Genomic DNA, 18,734 nt, shown 5'->3' on the forward strand with positions numbered 1-18,734 from the left:
ATAGAAAACATGAAACGCGAAAATTGGAAAACCTATGTACGAATTTGATCTCATTTTGCTGCTATTACAGCAAATGTGCGTCTATTTGGTCATCGCATGGGCACTGAGTAAAACCCCGCTTGTCATCCCCTTACTGAAAGTGACCATCCGCCTACCGCATAAAGTCATGTGCTATGCTATTTTTTCAGTCTTTTGTATAATGGGCACCTATTTTGGCTTACATATCAATGATTCGATAGCAAATACGCGAGCAATTGGCTCAGTACTTGGGGGCTTACTTGGTGGTCCCGCTGTCGGGTTTGCTGTCGGATTCACCGGTGGATTACATCGCTATTCACTGGGTGGCATGACCGCATTTAGTTGCATGGTTTCAACCATTGTTGAAGGCTTAATTGGCGGATTAGTCCACCGCTATTATATGAAACGCGGCCAAATCACCAAAATATTTAATCCAATCACGGCAAGTTGCGTCACATTCGTCGCTGAAATAATCCAAATGCTGATTATTTTATTACTCGCGAAACCTTTTGATGAAGCATTAGCATTAGTAAAAAATATTGCCGCACCAATGGTAATCGCCAATACAATTGGTGCCGCGATGTTTATCCGCATCCTACTCGACAGGCGCGCGATTGTAGAAAAATATACCAGTGCATTCTCAGCTCAAGCACTCAAAATAGCCTTATGTACGGATGGTATTTTACGCAAAGGCTTTAATACTAATAATAGTATGAAAGTTGCCAAAATTATCTACCAAGAGCTCGAAATTGGTGCAGTCGCCATTACCGATAGAGATAAAATTTTAGCTTTCATTGGTATTGGTGCTGATCACCATCAACCAGGTACACCAATCGCCTCAATTCAATCTAAACAAGCTATTGATAATAATGAAGTCGTCTATGCCGATGGTAATGAAACACCTTACACGTGCTCCTTAAGTCCTTCTTGTAAGCTCGGCTCTGCACTAGTGATCCCATTAAGGGGAGAAAATGACCAAGTTATTGGTACAATTAAGTTATATGAAGCCAAAAATAAATTATTTAGCTCTATCAATAGAACATTAGGTGAAGGAATAGCAAGTCTGTTTTCAGCGCAGATCCTTGCGGGACAATATGAACGCAACAAACAATCTTTGCTACAATCAGAGGTGAAGCTACTTCACGCGCAAGTGAATCCTCACTTCTTATTTAATGTTCTGAATACACTTCAAGCCGTTATTCGCCGAGATAGCCAACAAGCTAGCCAGCTGGTTCAATATATCTCGACTTTCTTTCGCAACAACCTCAAACGCCCTGAACAAAATGCGACATTGAGCGAAGAAATCGAGCATGTGAATGCTTACTTACAAATTGAAAAAGCGCGCTTTCAAGATAAGTTACAGATTGAGATGGATATCTCAGATGATTTAAAACCTGTTGAATTACCAGCATTTTCACTACAACCCATTGTCGAAAATGCAATAAAACACGGCACCTCACAGTTATTAGAAACAGGATACATTACAATAAGAGGCTATATTCGCGATAATCAAGTTTATATTGAAATCGAGGATAATGCCGGATTATACCAACCAAAAGCGCAAAGTGATGGTTTAGGTATGAGCTTAGTCGACAAAAGGATCCGCCTCAAATATGGTGAGCAATATGGTGTGAGTGTGGAATATGAACCAGAACAATTCACACGGATCCAATTACGGCTTCCCTACACCTTAAACAGAATAAAATGATTATATCTCTATGAATGTATTAATTGTTGATGATGAACCACTTGCACGGGAAAATTTGCGTTGTCAGCTTGAATTACATGATGATATTGAAATTATTGGTGAATGCAGTAATGCCATCGAAGCAATCAGTCTCATTCATAATAAAAAACCCGATGTTGTATTTCTTGATATTCAAATGCCGCGTATTACAGGCCTTGAAATGGTACGCATGCTTGATCCTGAAAATAGGCCTTATATCGTCTTCTTAACGGCATTTAATGAATTTGCCATTCAAGCATTTGAAGAACACGCGTTTGATTATTTATTAAAACCCTTAGAAACCGATAGATTAAATAAAACACTCAGTCGTCTACGCCAAGGTCAACAAAAGCAAAACCTAGACATTCTGAGTGATAATGAGCCATTAAAATTTATTCCTTGCACAGGCCATAGCCGTATCTGGCTGATGAAATTAGATGAAGTACAATATGTTACCTCACGCATGAGTGGTGTTTATGTGATGAGCGTGCAAGGCCAAGAAGGCTTCACTGAATTAACACTCCGAACATTGGAGCTACGGACACCATTAGTTCGTTGTCATCGACAATATCTCGTGAATATGACACAGTTAAGTGAAATTTTATTTGGTGATAGCGGGCAGGCAGAACTTGTCTTGAACTCTGGTGAACATATTCCTGTTAGCCGCCGTTATTTAAAACCATTAAAAGAAGCACTTGGACTGATTTAAAAATGGACAACATAGAGGTAATTTGTGGCTGACTACTACTTACAAATCCGAATTAATTCAATGACGTTAAAAGATCTGGAAACCCATGAGGAATATAATGTGACGGGTGAGTTTTCATCATCTCGTTTAATTATTGGGGATTTTTTTGTCGCAGAATATGTACTCTATCAGTTAGTTTGCAAAATGGGACTAAAAGTAAAACTTCCCTTTACTTCTCGCCACCGTGTTTTAGTACAAGCTCTTGAAAAGAATGAAGGCGGATTAAGTATGGTTGAAAATAGATTGCTTACCGAGGTCGTTTATAGCGCTTTCAATCAGAAAATTAAAAAGTTAGTTATCATTGATGATACCTTGCCGCTACCACAAAAAGAAGCGAAGGAAATTCTGCTAAATTCCAATGCAGACAACAAACATCATCGTCATAAATAGCTAATCAATCCATATAGAAAAGAAAAATAAAATCGACGTCACTGATAATAAAAGGTAACTTCTTATTATCATTTTATTTTTCTTTCCACTATAACATAACGAATAATAAAGCATATTATCCCAATGATAATCAGCGATATTGGGTAGATAATTTTAATCACATAATGACAAAAGAAATTACTATAAATTTCTCCCGCATAATGACCATGTAAAAAAGTCGTTTCCTACAACAAATAAGTGCAAGAACAAATAATAGCAATAAAAAATAGATAGCGTTTTTTTAAGGTAATTCACTTTCTATCTTTGATGACTTTTACAATACAAAAAAAGCCGCTTCCAATACTGAAAGCGGCTTCACTATTTATTTAGAAGCTCTATACAGCGACTTCTAACTCAATATTCATTATGAGTTATGGCTGCTGCTACGGCGACGTGGTGCCGCAGTATTATGTTCTTCATTACGGCCACGTGGTGCACTAGAATTACCACGGTCACGGTTACCACCACCACGGCGATCACTGCGACGACCTGCACCAAAGCCACCTTCACTTCCGCCTTCACGACGTGGTCCACCACGACGCTCACGACGTTCGAAAGGCTGTGCATCACCAATTAATTGCATTTGCATTGGTTTGTTTAAGATACGAGCACGGCTTAGGTGAGTTAACACATCAGTCGGCATACCTTTTGGTAATTCAATTGTTGAGTGAGTACCAAACAGTTTGATATTACCAATATAACGGCTGCTGATATCCGCTTCGTTAGCAATCGCACCAACAATGTGACGAACTTCCACACCATCATCGCGACCAACTTCAATGCGGTACATTTCCATATCACCAACATCACGACGTTCACGGCGCTCGCTACGATCACCACGTTCAGCACGCTCAAAACCATTGCTGTTACGGTCACGGCGACCACGATCATTTTTACTGTCATTACGATCGTTAAATTCACGGCGCGGACGGCGTGGTGCATCTGGTGGCAGGATCAGAGCACGTTCACCTTGAGCCATTTTCAGTAATGCCGCTGCTAAGGTTTCCATGTCAACATCTTCAGATGGTGACATTTTCGCTAACAGTGAACGGTACTGATCTAAATCGCTGCTTTCTAATTGCTGTTGAATTTTCGCAGCAAATTTAGCCTGACGACGCTCACTTAACAGTTGTGCATCTGGCAGCTCAACTTCAGGAATCGTCAGCTTCATTGTACGTTCAACGTTGCGCAATAAACGACGCTCACGGTTTTCAACGAACAATAATGCGCGACCAGCACGACCAGCACGACCAGTACGGCCAATACGGTGAACGTAAGACTCAGCATCCATTGGGATATCGTAGTTAACAACTAAGCTAATACGATCAACATCAAGACCACGCGCAGCAACATCTGTTGCGATCAAAATGTCTAAACGCCCATCTTTTAAACGCTCTAATGTTTGCTCACGTAATGCTTGGTTCATATCACCATTGAGTGCAGCACTGTTGTAACCATTACGTTCCAATGCTTCAGCAACTTCTAATGTGGCATTTTTAGTCCGAACGAAAATAATCGCAGCGTCAAAATCTTCAGCTTCTAAGAAACGGACCAATGCTTCATTTTTACGCATGCCATACACAGTCCAATAGCTTTGAGCAATGTCTGGACGAGTTGTAATGCTTGCCTGAATACGAATTTCTTTCGGATCTTTCATGAAACGACGTGTAATACGACGAATCGGTTCTGGCATTGTTGCAGAGAACAATGCGGTTTGGTGTTGTGCTGGAATTTGGCTCATGATGTTTTCAACATCTTCAATAAAGCCCATTCTCAACATTTCATCGGCTTCGTCTAATACTAAACCTTTCAATTTAGAAAGATCTAAAGTACCACGTTTCAGATGGTCAAGAAGACGTCCAGGTGTTCCCACAACAACTTGTGGACCTTGACGTAATGCACGTAATTGTACGTCATAACGTTGGCCGCCATATAAGGCAACGACGTTAACACGGCTCATGTGCTTAGAAAAATCGCTCATTGCTTCAGCAACCTGAACAGCCAACTCACGAGTTGGTGCTAGGACTAAAATTTGTGGCGCTTTTAAATCTGGGTCAATGTTATGCAATAATGGCAAGCTAAATGCAGCAGTTTTCCCGCTACCTGTTTGTGCCATACCTAGAACGTCATTACCTTCCATCAACAATGGAATACATTGTTTCTGAATTGGTGATGGTTTTTCATACCCTAGGTCTTGTAGTGCTGTCAAAATAGACGCTGATAAACCTAAATCAGCGAAAGAGATATCAGTCTCGGTGTTTTTGTTCTCGGTAGTCATGTAAAGGTGCCTCATACTTAATGGCGGCCAGTTTACATAACCCTGCGAAATTTATTTCGGTCATTGTCATTTAAAATGTTAACTGGCTCAAATTGTGTTATAAAACGAACAAATAGCCACTCACCCATCAGGATGATGACTCAAAAATTAATCATGAAATGTTCGTCAGCTATTGCTGGCCCGATTCTAGAAGGTCGTCTTGTTCTTGGCCTAACAGCGCCAATTCCAACAATGCATAGCGGTGTTCAACAAAGCTGTGAGCGTTGTTAGCCACCGTCAGTTTGAATAACGCACTTGCGCTATCCTTATCCCCCAGACTTAGGTAATGTTTACCTAAATAGAAGTTAGTTTCACTGAGATGCTCAGCGAGCGAAGTGTTATCCGTAGAAATTTCTTGCAAACGTTCCATCAATGTATTCTCATTGATATCACCTAAGTAAAACTCTACGATATTCCAGCCCCATTGCCCTTTCTCCGCGCTATTATAACGAGCAGCAAGATTATCTTGTGCCATCCGCGGGTTTATGTCTTTCTCTGCAAGATAAAGCCATAAAGTACGAAAAGGATCATTTGGATCTATCTGATAATACGCCAGCAGATCATCCTGCGCTAATTTGTAGCGGCCACCATAATATAAAGCGATGCCGCGATTCATACGCGCGAAATTGTAAGTTGGATCAAGCTCTAATACAGAATCAAACGCTTCATAGGCAGCATCATAATTGCCTGCCTGCGTAAAATAAATCCCTAGAAAATTAAAAACTTCAGGGATATCTGGACGAATCGCTAACGCAGTTGAAAAATCATTACGCGCTAACGCCCTTAAACCTAGACTATCATACAATACTCCGCGCTCATATAAAAGCTGGGCGTATTCATCATCAGTCAAGGACCGACTCGCAAGGATTTGTTCCATACGAGCCAGTATCACTTCTTGTTGTAATGAAGGTTGAAGAGGAACAGCAAATACCTCGTTTTTACGCCAATCTTTACTGCTACATCCAATGAGCACAAAAAAGATAAGCGCAGAGACAACACGAATTAACGCGCTTAAGTCCCTAAACCGAAGACAGATACTGTTCAGCATACTCCGTCCTTACATTACCACTAATTTTAGCATTATGGCTAATGCACTCTACATCCATAGAGCGCTCTTAATCAAATACAGCTTACTCTGCTGAATCTTGCTGTTGAGCTGGTTGCTCTTCAGTGGTGACAGCTTCTTTCATGCTTAGGCGAATACGGCCTTGACGGTCGATTTCAAGTACCTTAACAGGAACTTCTTGGCCCATTTGCAGATAGTCAGTGACTTTCTCAACACGCTTATCTGCGATTTGAGAAATATGCACTAAGCCTTCTTTACCACCGCCGATAGCAACAAATGCTCCGAAATCAACAATACGAGTCACTTTACCTTGATAGATACGACCCACTTCAACTTCTGCTGTGATTTCTTCAATACGACGAATCGCTTCTTTTGCTTTCAAGCCATCTGTCGCAGCAATTTTCACTGTACCATCATCTTCAATCTCGATAGTTGTTCCTGTTTCTTCAGTCAGAGCACGAATAACAGAACCACCTTTACCAATAACATCTTTGATCTTATCTGGATTGATGCGAATAGTGTAAATACGCGGAGCAAACTCAGAAATTTCTTCGCGAGGACCATTAATTGCTTGTTCCATAATACCCAAAATGTGCAGACGAGCACCTTTTGCTTGGTTCAAAGCAACTTGCATGATTTCGCGAGTGATCCCTTCGATTTTAATGTCCATTTGCAGTGCGCTGATACCGTCACGGCTACCCGCAACTTTAAAGTCCATATCACCTAAATGGTCTTCATCACCTAAGATGTCAGAAAGAACAACGAAATCGTTACCTTCTTTCACAAGACCCATTGCAATACCTGCAACCGCTGCTTTGATTGGTACACCCGCATCCATCAGTGCCAAAGAAGCACCACAAACAGAAGCCATTGAAGATGAACCATTCGATTCAGTGATTTCTGATACAACACGAACTGTATATGGGAAATCAGCGTGGTTAGGCATAACAGCCAAAACACCACGTTTTGCTAAACGACCATGACCAATTTCACGACGTTTAGGTGAACCAACCATGCCTGTTTCACCAACAGAGTATGGAGGGAAGTTATAATGGAACAAGAAGCGATCAGTATATTCACCCATCAATTGGTCAATAACTTGTGCATCACGTTCTGTACCCAAAGTTGCCGTTACCAGTGCCTGAGTTTCACCACGAGTAAACAGAGCAGAACCGTGTGTGCGTGGTAGCAGACCAGTACGTACGTCAAGCGCACGAACCATGTCTTTCTCGCGTCCATCAATACGTGGTTCACCGCGAATAACACGAGAACGAACAACTTGTTTTTCGAGGTTTGCTAAAATATCCGCAACTTCTGAAGCATCAATATTTTCATCTTCAGCAAGAATAGCTGCTGTGACTTCTTCTTTAATTAAGTCAACTTGCGCATAACGCTCTTGTTTTTCAGTGATACGATAAGCATCACCCATACGGCTTTCAGCTAATTGAGCAATTTTATCACGTAAAGCTTGGTTAACAGATTCAGGCTGCCAATCCCATTTTTCTTTACCTGCTAATTTAACTAGCTCATTAATTTCGTTGATGACAACTTGTTGTTGGTCATGACCAAAAACAACTGCACCAAGCATTTGATCTTCGCTTAAAAGCTCAGCTTCTGATTCAACCATCAGAACAGCACTTTCAGTACCCGCAACAACTAAATCAAGACGGCTTAATTTCAGCTCATCAGCAGTTGGGTTCAATACATATTGGTCATCAATAAAACCAACACGAGCTGCACCGATTGGACCATTAAAAGGAACACCTGACAGCGCTAGAGCTGCTGATGCACCAATCATAGCAACGATATCTGGGTTAACTTGTGGGTTAACAGAAACCACAGTTGCAATGATTTGAATTTCATTGACGAAACCTTCTGGGAACAAAGGACGCAATGGGCGGTCGATAAGACGCGCAATTAATGTTTCGCCTTCACCTGGACGGCCTTCACGACGGAAGAAGCTACCAGGAATACGGCCAGCAGCGTAAGTACGCTCTTGGTAATTTACAGTCAGTGGAAAGAAATCCTGACCTTCTTTAACTTTTTTCTGAGCAACTGCAGTAACAAAAACCGCAGTATCATCCATATTCACCATCACAGCTGCCGTCGCTTGGCGAGCCATCATGCCTGTTTCAATCGTTACGGTATGTTGACCGTATTGAAATTTGCGAACAATAGGATTTAACAAAATATTATCCTTCATTTATTAAGGCTACCTGAGCTTCTCTGGTAGCATTGGCTTTCTCTTTACCACAGCCTCGCGACTAATGAGAATACTGATCTTCAAATTATCAGTGCTCTCATTAGCCGCGCGAATCGGTTGTAGCTAAAGAGGCTTCATTAAAAACAATTAATTACACTTTACAGCTTAGCATTTAAGTTAAGTATAATTCGAGCATTACTTCAACTTTAAACACAACTTTTAGAAGAAAAGGGGCCTATTGGCCCCTTTCCACTGAAACTCACTAGATTAGCGACGCAGACCTAGACGCTCGATAAGAGCAGTATAACGCGTGATATCTTTGCTTTTCAGGTAAGCTTGCAATCTACGACGCTGAGCAACCATACGCAGCAGACCACGACGGCTATGGTGATCTTTTTTGTGCTCTGCAAAGTGACCTTGCAGGTGGTTGATTTGAGCTGTCAGCAAAGCAATTTGAACTTCGCTTGAACCAGTGTCGTTAGCATCGCGACCAAATTCAGCAACGATTTTTGCTTTTGCTTCAGTACTTAGAGACATAATGAACTCCAAAAAAATAAATGTATATGTAATGAGCGCCAATCTCTAATTTAGCATCTCACAGTTTAAGCGCGGCTATTCTACGCTGCTTATAAACGCAAAGCAATAAGCTCAGCTATTCCGGCTGTTCATTTTCGACGACTAAACGTTTCGGCGCAATTCGCCCATCTTCGCTAATAATCGCAATTCCAATAAAGCGTGAAGGCTCGCCACAAGTCACTCTAACCATTTCCCCTTCAGCTAACTGCGCTATATTGGCTCTAACTGGTTGCCCTTGCTTAAAATAAGCTGCTGTTTCTTCAGTTAAATGTACTACGGGAAAATGGACTACTGCGGTATCCATTGGTAATAACAGTGAATCAAGAAGCGATTCATAAGTACCAAGTCCTTCATCAACTTGTGCTCTCAACGCAGCAAGTTGCTCTAAAGTCATCATATTTGCATAAGGATAATTAGCGACTTGCAGACGACGTAGATAAATAACATGCGCACCGCAACCTAACATTTCACCTAAATCATCAATAATGCTACGAATATAAGTTCCTTTAGAACAATGAATTTCCAACTCTAACTCATTATTTTCTAAACTAATAAATTGTAATTCATAAACCGTAATGGGCCTTGCTTCGCGCTCTACTGTTATACCTTTGCGTGCATATTCATACAAAGGACGACCTTGATGTTTCAACGCAGAATACATGGATGGTACCTGCAATGTATCCCCACGGAAATGATCAAGCGCTTCATCAAGCTGATCAGATGTAAAGTTAACGTTACGCTCGCTAATGATTTCACCATGCGAATCAGACGTATCTGTTCTTTGGCCTAATCTCGCAATAACACGGTAACGTTTATCTGAATCGAGCAAAAATTGAGAAAACTTAGTAGCTTCACCAAGACAAATAGGCAGCATCCCCGTTGCAAGAGGATCTAAAGCACCAGTATGACCGGCTTTATTGGCATTGAAGAAGCGCCGCACTTTTTGCAGCGCATCATTTGAAGAAATATCGGTTGGTTTATCCAGCAGCAAAACACCATCTATGTTACGGCCGCTACGACGACGCCCCATTATTTTTCCTCTTGGTCGTCCGCTTTTGCACGGCGGAGCTCATCATCACGGATCACATTAGAAACCAAGTTAGACATACGCATTCCGTCAACTAATGAGCTATCGTATTCAAATGTTAACTCTGGGATGACGCGCAAACGCATCGCTTTACCTAGCAAAGAACGAATAAAACCAGCAGCTTCATTAAGTGCTTTAATACCGTCTTTTACCATGTCTGATTCATGTTCTTCATGAGAGATGTTCAAGAAAGTCACGAAAACTTTCCCGTAAGCTAAATCTCGTGATAATTCAACGCCAGAAACCGTTGCCATGCCAATGCGGGGATCTTTAACTTCGCGCTGCAAGATAATCGCAATTTCTTTTTGCATCTCTTGTGCTACACGCTGAGAACGGCTGAATTCTCTTGCCATCGTTATATCTCCTAACATTTGGGGGGCAACCGCCCCCCAAGAAAACAAATCTATCAGGCTTAATTAGCCATCAATAGAACGTTTAATTTCAATAACTTCAAAGACTTCGATCATATCGCCGACACGAACGTCATTGTAGTTTTTAACACCAATACCACACTCCATACCGTTACGAACTTCATTCACGTCATCTTTAAAGCGACGTAATGATTCTAGCTCACCTTCGTAGATAACAACGTTATCACGTAGAACACGGATTGGGTTATTACGTTTGATAGTGCCTTCAGTCACCATACAACCTGCAATTGCACCAAACTTAGGCGATTTAAAGACATCACGGACTTCTGCAAGACCAATGATTTGCTGTTTATATTCAGGCGCTAACATGCCGCTCATTGCTTGTTTGATTTCATCAATCAAGCTATAGATAACAGAGTAGTAACGTAAATCAACGCTTTCACTTTCAATAACGCGACGAGCAGATGCATCTGCACGAACGTTGAAGCCAAGAATAATAGCATTTGATGCCGCAGCCAAGGTTGCATCTGTTTCAGTGATACCACCAACACCAGAACCGATGATTTTTACTTTCACTTCATCAGTTGATAATTTCATCAATGCGTCAGTGATAGCTTCACAGGTACCTTGAACATCTGTTTTAAGCACGATATTCAGTTCAGAAACTTTACCTTCTTCCATGTTAGCAAACATGTTTTCCAGCTTAGATTTTTGCTGGCGAGCAAGTTTAACATCACGGAATTTACCTTGACGATACAGAGCAACTTCACGTGCTTTTTTCTCATCACGTACAACTGTTGCTTCATCACCCGCAGAAGGTACGCTAGATAAACCTAAGATCTCAACTGGAATTGAAGGGCCTGCGGATTGAACTTCTTTACCTAATTCGTTGCGCATTGCACGAATACGGCCATATTCAAAACCACACAGGACGATATCGCCCTTGTTAAGCGTACCTTCTTGAACCAAGATAGTCGCAACTGGACCACGACCTTTATCAAGATAAGATTCCACGACAACACCGCTTGCCATACCTGCGTAAACAGCTTTCAGTTCAAGAACTTCAGCTTGTAGCAAAATAGCATCAAGAAGCTCGTCAATCCCTGTACCTTTCTTAGCAGATACACTGATAAACTGAGTATCACCACCCCAATCTTCAGAAATTACGCCATATTGAGATAGCTCATTTCTTACACGATCTGGATCAGCTTCTGGTTTATCCATTTTGTTTACAGCAACAACGATTGGCACACCGGCAGCTTTAGCATGCTGGATAGCTTCGATTGTTTGTGGCATAACACCATCATCCGCTGCAACAACTAGGACAACAATATCTGTCGCCTGAGCACCACGAGCACGCATTGAAGTAAATGCGGCGTGACCTGGGGTATCCAGGAAGGTAATCATACCTTTGTCAGTTTTAACGTGGTATGCACCGATGTGCTGAGTAATACCACCCGCTTCACCAGAAGCTACTTTCGTTGAACGAATATAGTCTAGTAAAGAAGTTTTACCGTGGTCAACGTGACCCATGATGGTAACAACTGGAGCACGAGGCTCTTTCACTGCTGTACCAGTATCACGGTCATTCATGACTGCTTCTTCAAGTTCATTCTCACGACGAAGAATAACTTTGTGTCCCATTTCTTCTGCAACTAATTGTGCAGTTTCTTGGTCAATGACTTGGTTGATAGTCGCCATTGCGCCCATCTTCATCATTGTTTTAATAACTTGTGAGCCTTTAACTGCCATTTTATTAGCAAGCTCACCAACAGAAATGGTTTCACCAATGATAACATCACGGTTAACCGCAGCGGCTGGCTTATTAAAGCTTTGTTGCAAAGAACTACCTTTGCGTTGTTTGCCTTTAGAACGGCCTGAACGACCCGCAGCACGCTCTTCTTCACGGTCTGCTTTTTCAGAAAGTTTATTACTTTTCTTTTGGCGAGGTGCTTTAGCTGAACGGTTACGAGAGCGACGACCTTCTTCTTTTTCGTCATTCTCATCTTCAGCTGCACGTGCGTGAGTAGAGGTTGTTGTATGATAATCGCTATCTTCTACAGTAGCGGTTTCAGTCGTCCATTTTTCGCCATTTTCTTCAGCCATTCTACGTGCTTCTTCTGCAACACGTTTGGCTTCAGCTTCAACTTTACGCTGAGTTTCTTCTTCAACTTTGCGCTTCAATGCTGCGGCTTCGGCTTCTAAACGCTGTTTTTCTGCATTACTTTCACTGGCTTTGCCAGCTTTTTGATGATTTTCGCTTGGTTTCACTTTTTCTCTTTCCGCTACTTCGCGTGTAGCTTTATCAGCTGCTTCACGTTTTGCTTTATCTTCGGCTTGACGTTTTGCTTCTACTTCACGTTTTGCATTTTCTTCTGCTAATCGTTTTGCTTCTGCTTCACGTTGAGCCAGTTCTTCAGCTTCGCGCTGTGCCTGCTCTTCCGCTTCACGCTTCGCCTGCTCTTCCGCTTGCGCCTGTTCAGCATCACGGTTCACATAAGTGCGTTTTTTGCGGACTTCTACATTTACCGATTTGCTTTTACCACCGGTAACTGGAACATTCAAGGTACTACGGGTTTTACGTTGCAATGTTAACTTACTCGGCTGGCTAGCGGAGTGTCCTTGCTCACGATTTAAATGTCCCAATAATGTCTCTTTTTCTGCCTGGTTAACAGAGTCATTCTCACTTTTTTTGATCCCTGCTTCAGCAAATTGCTGTACCAGGCGTTCAACTGTGGTTTGAATTTCTGCTGCCAATGATTTTACAGTTTCTGTCATGCCGTTCCTTCCTGCTACAGTGTTTACGCATCGTTACCGAACCAGCAAATATTACGTGCGGCCATGATGAGTACGCCTGCTTTCTCACCATCCAGACCTTCAATATCACTCAGGTCGTCAATGCCCTGCTCAGCAAGATCTTCTAGTGTACAGATACCATGTGCAGCCAAATTATAGGCCAGAGAATTATCCATACCTTCCAGATTTAATAAATCTTCCGCTGGCTGATTATCACCTAGGCTCTCTTTTTGAGCCAATTCAATGGTGGTAAGGGCCGCTTTCGCTCTTTCGCGTAGAACTTCAACGGTTTCTTCATCAAGACCGTCAATTTCAAGAAGTTCTTTAATAGGCACGTAGGCCAGTTCTTCTAATGTCGAGAAGCCTTCTTCTACCAACGTTGTGGCAAAATCTTCATCGATATCAAGATGCTTAGTGAATGTATCAATAGAAGCATGTGCTTCTGCTTGATGCTTAGCATTTAGTTCTTCTGCGGTCATGACATTCAGTTCCCATTTGTCATCACCACGATGCTTTTTCAGTAATTGTGCTGCTAAGCGAACATTTTGACCATTACGGCCAATCGCTTGTGCCAAGTTACTGCTTTCAACAGCCACATCCATCGTGCATTTGTCTTCATCAACCACGATTGATGCAACATCAGCGGGTGCCATTGCATTAATAACGAACTGTGCTGGGTTATCATCCCACAGTACGATATCGATTCGCTCTCCGCCAAGTTCACTTGAAACTGCTTGAACTCGCGCACCACGCATACCAACACAAGCCCCTACTGGGTCAATGCGTTTATCATTAGTTTTAACCGCAATTTTAGCACGGGAACCTGGGTCACGAGCTGCTGCTTTAATTTCAATAATTTCTTCGCCAATTTCTGGCACTTCAATACGGAATAATTCAACCAGCATTTCAGGGCGAGAACGAGTCACAAAAAGTTGTGCTCCACGCGCTTCTGGACGTACATCATACAGGACACCACGAATACGGTCACCTGGACGGAAGTTTTCACGAGGCAACATGTCTTCACGGAGAATAACGGCTTCTGCATTGTTACCAAGGTCTAATGTGATATTCTCACGGTTTACCTTTTTAACTTGCGCTGTAATTATCTCACCTTGTTGCTCACGGAACTGTTCAACAACCATGGCTCTTTCAGCTTCACGTACTTTCTGTACGATGACTTGTTTTGCTGTTTGAGTCGTAATACGGTCAAATACAACAGATTCAATTTGGTCTTCAACATATCCACCAAGCTGTAATTCTGGATCTTCGTATTGCGCAGCTTCCAGTGTGATTTCGCGTGTTGGCATTGTGACTTCATCAACAATTAACCAACGACGGAAAGTATCAAAATCACCTGATTTACGATCGATTTCTACACGAACATCAATCTCTTGTTCATATTTCTTTTTAGTTGCTGTAGCTAGTGCAGTTTCCAGAGCCTCGAAGATTTTTTCACGAGGGAGGGATTTTTCGTTAGAAACCGCTTCTACAACAGCCAGAATTTCTTTGTTCATCCTAGTTGCCTCATTGAACTTTATTAAAAGTGTGGGACCAAGTTAGCTTTTTGGATGTTTCCAAGGGCAAACACTTCATCCTTCCCATCCACTGTAACCGTTATCATTTCGCCATCGACGGATTTAATTATCCCTTGCCATCTACGGCGGTTCTGCATAGCAATACGCAAAGTCAGCGCCACCTCTTCACCGATAAAGCGCTCATACTGTGCGGCAGTGAATAACGGACGTTCAAGCCCTGGTGACGATATTTCTAGGTTATAAACGACAGAAATTGGATCTTCGACATCCAATACTGCACTCACTTGATGGCTAACATCAGCACAATCATCAACATTGATGCCATTTTCGCTATCAATGAAAACACGCAATGTCGATGTACGCGCGCGGATAAACTCTAAGCCTACAAATTCAAAGCCAAGTGCTTCCACCGGTGCTGAAATCATCTCTGTCAATTTTTGTTCTAACGTGGACAAGCCCAMCCCCAGACATAAAAAAAGGGCTATAAAAGCCCAGTTAATTCGATTGTCAAATAACAAAAAACCCCGAAATTTCGGGGCTTTATGAAACTGGACCCTGTAGTGCCAACGGGTTCTACCATGTTCTTAGTATATCTTGAAAATCTAGATAAATCGATGAGAAATTCCGATAAATACATTTGATAAGATATGCTAACTAAGAATTGGTTGCGGGAGCTGGATTTGAACCAACGACCTTCGGGTTATGAGCCCGACGAGCTACCAAGCTGCTCCATCCCGCGTTCGAAAACGTGACATATTCTACACAAATAACTCGCGCATCACAAGTTATCTTAAAAATAATGGTGCCGAGGACGGGACTTGAACCCGTACGCCCGTTTTGTAGGCACTACCACCTCAAGGTAGCGTGTATACCAATTTCACCACCTCGGCACTGAGGTGAGGTTATTAGCTTATAAATAACTAATACCCTCAAATTCTTTACTTTCTAGATGACAGACTTAATGTTGTCATTCGGAATCTTTAACACTTAACGAGGAATATCGCTCGTTGGTGTTGCTGGTGCTGCCGGAACGTCTGTTGGTTGCTCGACTTTTGCCGGTTCACTAATGTTTTCCCATTTACTACCAGTTCCATATTTGTTGGCAGTCATATTGCCAAGCACTAAACTGATAATGAAAAACACAGCAGCCAAGATTCCAGTCATACGAGTCATGAAGTTACCAGAACCCGATGAACCAAACAGTGTTGCAGAAGCACCCGCACCGAATGATGCACCCATGTCAGCACCTTTGCCTTGCTGTAACATAACCAAACCAATCAGGCTAATTGCTACTAGCAAAAAAATAACTAAGAGAGCTACATACATTTGAGTTACCTATTCAATTGCGGCGCACGATGTTTTTTAGTTGATAACACCATGACTTCATTACTGCACACCCGCTCATCACACTGTTAACCAAATAACTTTAAGAGATTGAGCAGGTGCGAATACTAACCAAAGCTGCGCTGACAAGCAAGCCAAATTTTATTTCATTTGTTCATTTGAAGAAAAAATCAACAAATATAAACAATAATGTTTGGCTTTATTATGCATGCATTTTACAGCACTTGCATTTTGAACAGCCAATACAGCAACAGCTTAATTTACTCTTTACTTAGCCTGCGGATTTAACTGCATCAGCAATGCGATTTGCCATTGCGGTTACGTCAGCTTCATTCTCGCCTTCTACCATTACTCGAATTAATGGCTCAGTACCAGATTTACGCAGCAATACGCGACCTTTTCCAGCAAGTTGTTTCTCAACTTCTTCGTTAGCAGCTAGAACAGCATCACTTTGTAGCGGATCGTGAGCGCCTGAGAAACGAACATTCACTAACACTTGAGGAAGTAATTTCATTCCGCTGCATAAATCATGCAAACTCATTTGGTTACGCACTATTGCACTTAACACTTGTAAGCCAGCAACAATCCCGTCACCTGTCGTCGTTTTATCGAGCAAAATAATATGACCGGAGTTTTCAGCACCCATCCGCCAGCCTTTTTCTTGAAGTTTTTCAAGAACGTAACGGTCGCCCACTTTTGCACGCTCAAATGGAACACCCAACTGTTTCAACGCGATTTCCAGCCCCATATTGCTCATTAGCGTACCAATAACACCGCCTTTTAGCTGGCCCTGACGCAATGCTTCGCGAGCAATAATATAGAGAATTTGGTCGCCATCGACTTTATTTCCTTGGTGGTCAACCATAATTATACGGTCACCATCACCATCAAAAGCCAAACCAACATCCGCTTTTTCTGCAATTACACGCTCTTGCAACATACGAACATCTGTAGCACCGCATTGTTCATTTATGTTGATCCCGTTTGGTTCACAGCCAATAGAGATCACTTCTGCGCCTAATTCACGAAATACATTAGGTGCAATATGATATGTTGCCCCATTAGCACAATCGATCACAATTTTTAAACCCGCAAGACTTTGCTCACTTGGAAACGTGCCTTTACAGAATTCAATATAACGACCCGCAGCATCAACAATGCGATTTGCACGGCCAAGCTCAGCAGATTCAACACAAGTAATTGGTTTTTCCATCTCAGCTTCAATGGCTTCTTCTACTTCATCTGGTAATTTTGTACCATCAATAGAGAAGAATTTAATCCCGTTGTCATCATAAGGATTATGAGAAGCTGAAATAACAATCCCTGCTTCCGCACGGAAAGTTCGAGTCAAATAAGCTACCGCAGGGGTTGGCATTGGTCCTGTAAATGAAGCAGATAGACCCGCCGCTGCTAATCCAGCCTCTAATGATGATTCCAACATATAGCCAGAAATACGCGTATCTTTACCGATAATAATTTTACGTGAACCATGACGAGCTAACACTTTACCCGCAGCCCAACCCAGTTTTAATACAAAGTCTGGTGTAATTGGGCTATCACCCACTTTTCCACGAATACCATCAGTACCAAAATATTTACGGCTACTCATACGCTAATTTTTCCTTTTCTGACAATGTCATCTGAACGACTTGCATTGCTTGTACTGTTTCTTCTACATCATGCACACGAATAATTTGTGCACCTTGCATTGCTGCAATTGTGGCACAAGCTAGACTGCCGGCAAGGCGTTCTTGAGGTGAAACATTCAATAATTGCCCAATCATAGATTTACGGGACATTCCTGCCAATACGGGTAATCCGAAATCATGAAATTTGTTTAAGTTTGCCAATAACTGGTAATTATGCGATAGATTTTTACCGAAACCAAAGCCGGGGTCGAGTATTATCTGTTGTTTTTTAATTCCCGCAGCGACGCAACGCTCAATTTCAGCTTGAAAATAGGTTTTCACTTCTCTAACAACATCCTCATAATGAGGTGCATTTTGCATTGTTCTTGGCTCACCTTGCATATGCATAATACAAACAGGTAGCCCTGTCTGTGCTGCCACTTCAAGAGAACCCGCTTCATGTAATGAACGAATATCATTAATTAAATGCATACCCGCTTTGGCTGCTTCAGACATCACTTGAGCTTTTGAAGTATCAACCGAAATCCACACATCAAATCGCTGTGCTATTGCTTCAACAATAGGAATAACTCTATCTAATTCTTCATTCACAGAAACTTCATCTGCACCGGGGCGAGTCGACTCACCGCCAATGTCAATGATACTTGCTCCTGCATTGACCATACTAGCAACATGATCAAGTGCATCATGATAACGATTATGGGTGCCACCGTCTGAAAATGAATCAGGAGTAACATTCAAAATCCCCATCACTTTGGGTGTCGATAAATCCAGTTCACAGCCTCTTGCATTGATTTTTATCATCACTTACCTCAATGTAAAAAACCCCAGAAATCTGGGGTTTTTAAATAATTAACGTCTCAGGTTAG

Annotated in this window: 15 protein-coding genes and 2 tRNA genes; 3 read left to right on the forward strand and 14 right to left on the reverse strand. The window is 41.9% G+C overall.

Annotation, left to right across the window (positions count from 1 at the left end; all coding sequences use genetic code 11):
• Nucleotides 1-34 precede the first annotated feature (34 nt).
• Genes OO7_RS00215 through OO7_RS00225 form a run of 3 tightly spaced genes read left to right on the forward strand, consistent with a single transcriptional unit; the run spans nucleotide 35 to nucleotide 2,882 of the window.
• The gene (locus OO7_RS00215; protein ID WP_008913954.1) at nucleotides 35-1,726 is read left to right on the forward strand and encodes a sensor histidine kinase; all 1,692 of its coding nucleotides are present in this window, start codon (nucleotides 35-37) and stop codon (nucleotides 1,724-1,726) included.
• Nucleotides 1,727-1,736: 10 nt separating this feature from the next.
• Nucleotides 1,737-2,453 carry a two-component system response regulator BtsR gene (btsR, locus tag OO7_RS00220; protein ID WP_008913955.1) on the forward strand — a complete coding sequence of 239 codons (717 nt, stop codon included), beginning with the start codon at nucleotides 1,737-1,739 and terminating at the stop codon, nucleotides 2,451-2,453.
• A gap of 24 nt (nucleotides 2,454-2,477) precedes the next feature.
• The gene (locus OO7_RS00225) at nucleotides 2,478-2,882 is read left to right on the forward strand and encodes a YjaA family stress response protein (protein WP_008913956.1); all 405 of its coding nucleotides are present in this window, start codon (nucleotides 2,478-2,480) and stop codon (nucleotides 2,880-2,882) included.
• Between the two features lie 403 nt (nucleotides 2,883-3,285).
• Here the strand turns inward: OO7_RS00225 and OO7_RS00230 are convergent, their stop codons facing one another.
• The 14 genes from OO7_RS00230 to folP form a co-directional block, all read right to left on the reverse strand.
• Nucleotides 3,286-5,199 (reverse strand): DEAD/DEAH family ATP-dependent RNA helicase, encoded by a 1,914-nt coding sequence (locus OO7_RS00230; protein ID WP_008913957.1) that lies wholly within the window; start codon nucleotides 5,197-5,199, stop codon nucleotides 3,286-3,288.
• A gap of 169 nt (nucleotides 5,200-5,368) precedes the next feature.
• A complete protein-coding gene (gene nlpI, locus OO7_RS00235; RefSeq protein ID WP_008913958.1) occupies nucleotides 5,369-6,286 on the reverse strand; it encodes a lipoprotein NlpI in 918 nt (305 codons plus the stop codon).
• Nucleotides 6,287-6,368: 82 nt separating this feature from the next.
• Entirely contained in the window at nucleotides 6,369-8,492 is a 2,124-nt protein-coding gene (gene pnp / locus OO7_RS00240) for a polyribonucleotide nucleotidyltransferase (protein ID WP_008913959.1), read from the reverse strand.
• A gap of 282 nt (nucleotides 8,493-8,774) precedes the next feature.
• On the reverse strand, nucleotides 8,775-9,044 hold the full coding sequence (gene rpsO, locus OO7_RS00245; RefSeq protein WP_008913960.1) for a 30S ribosomal protein S15: 270 nt from the start codon (nucleotides 9,042-9,044) through the stop codon (nucleotides 8,775-8,777).
• Between the two features lie 115 nt (nucleotides 9,045-9,159).
• On the reverse strand, nucleotides 9,160-10,113 hold the full coding sequence (gene truB, locus OO7_RS00250; RefSeq protein WP_008913961.1) for a tRNA pseudouridine(55) synthase TruB: 954 nt from the start codon (nucleotides 10,111-10,113) through the stop codon (nucleotides 9,160-9,162).
• Nucleotides 10,113-10,523 carry a 30S ribosome-binding factor RbfA gene (rbfA, locus tag OO7_RS00255; protein WP_008913962.1) on the reverse strand — a complete coding sequence of 137 codons (411 nt, stop codon included), beginning with the start codon at nucleotides 10,521-10,523 and terminating at the stop codon, nucleotides 10,113-10,115. Before rbfA ends, truB begins: the two co-directional genes overlap by 1 nt.
• A 63-nt stretch (nucleotides 10,524-10,586) precedes the next feature.
• Nucleotides 10,587-13,319: a translation initiation factor IF-2 gene (infB, locus tag OO7_RS00260; protein ID WP_008913963.1), complete on the reverse strand. Its 2,733-nt coding sequence runs from the start codon at nucleotides 13,317-13,319 to the stop codon at nucleotides 10,587-10,589.
• A 23-nt stretch (nucleotides 13,320-13,342) separates the two neighbouring features.
• Entirely contained in the window at nucleotides 13,343-14,851 is a 1,509-nt protein-coding gene (gene nusA / locus OO7_RS00265) for a transcription termination factor NusA (RefSeq protein WP_008913964.1), read from the reverse strand.
• Nucleotides 14,852-14,874: 23 nt separating this feature from the next.
• Entirely contained in the window at nucleotides 14,875-15,327 is a 453-nt protein-coding gene (gene rimP / locus OO7_RS00270; protein WP_008913965.1) for a ribosome maturation factor RimP, read from the reverse strand.
• Between the two features lie 207 nt (nucleotides 15,328-15,534).
• Nucleotides 15,535-15,611, reverse strand: a tRNA-Met gene (locus OO7_RS00275).
• 61 nt (nucleotides 15,612-15,672) lie between these two features.
• Nucleotides 15,673-15,762 (reverse strand) — tRNA-Leu (locus OO7_RS00280).
• Between the two features lie 97 nt (nucleotides 15,763-15,859).
• Nucleotides 15,860-16,198, reverse strand: coding sequence for a preprotein translocase subunit SecG (gene secG / locus OO7_RS00285; RefSeq protein ID WP_008913966.1), 339 nt, complete (start codon nucleotides 16,196-16,198; stop codon nucleotides 15,860-15,862).
• A gap of 289 nt (nucleotides 16,199-16,487) precedes the next feature.
• On the reverse strand, nucleotides 16,488-17,825 hold the full coding sequence (gene glmM, locus OO7_RS00290) for a phosphoglucosamine mutase (protein ID WP_008913967.1): 1,338 nt from the start codon (nucleotides 17,823-17,825) through the stop codon (nucleotides 16,488-16,490).
• A complete protein-coding gene (gene folP / locus OO7_RS00295) occupies nucleotides 17,818-18,666 on the reverse strand; it encodes a dihydropteroate synthase (protein ID WP_043892751.1) in 849 nt (282 codons plus the stop codon). The genes glmM and folP overlap by 8 nt, the downstream gene beginning before the upstream one ends.
• Nucleotides 18,667-18,734: the final 68 nt, after the last annotated feature.

It is taken from the genome of Providencia sneebia DSM 19967 (genome assembly GCF_000314895.2).
Classification (GTDB): domain Bacteria; phylum Pseudomonadota; class Gammaproteobacteria; order Enterobacterales; family Enterobacteriaceae; genus Providencia; species Providencia sneebia.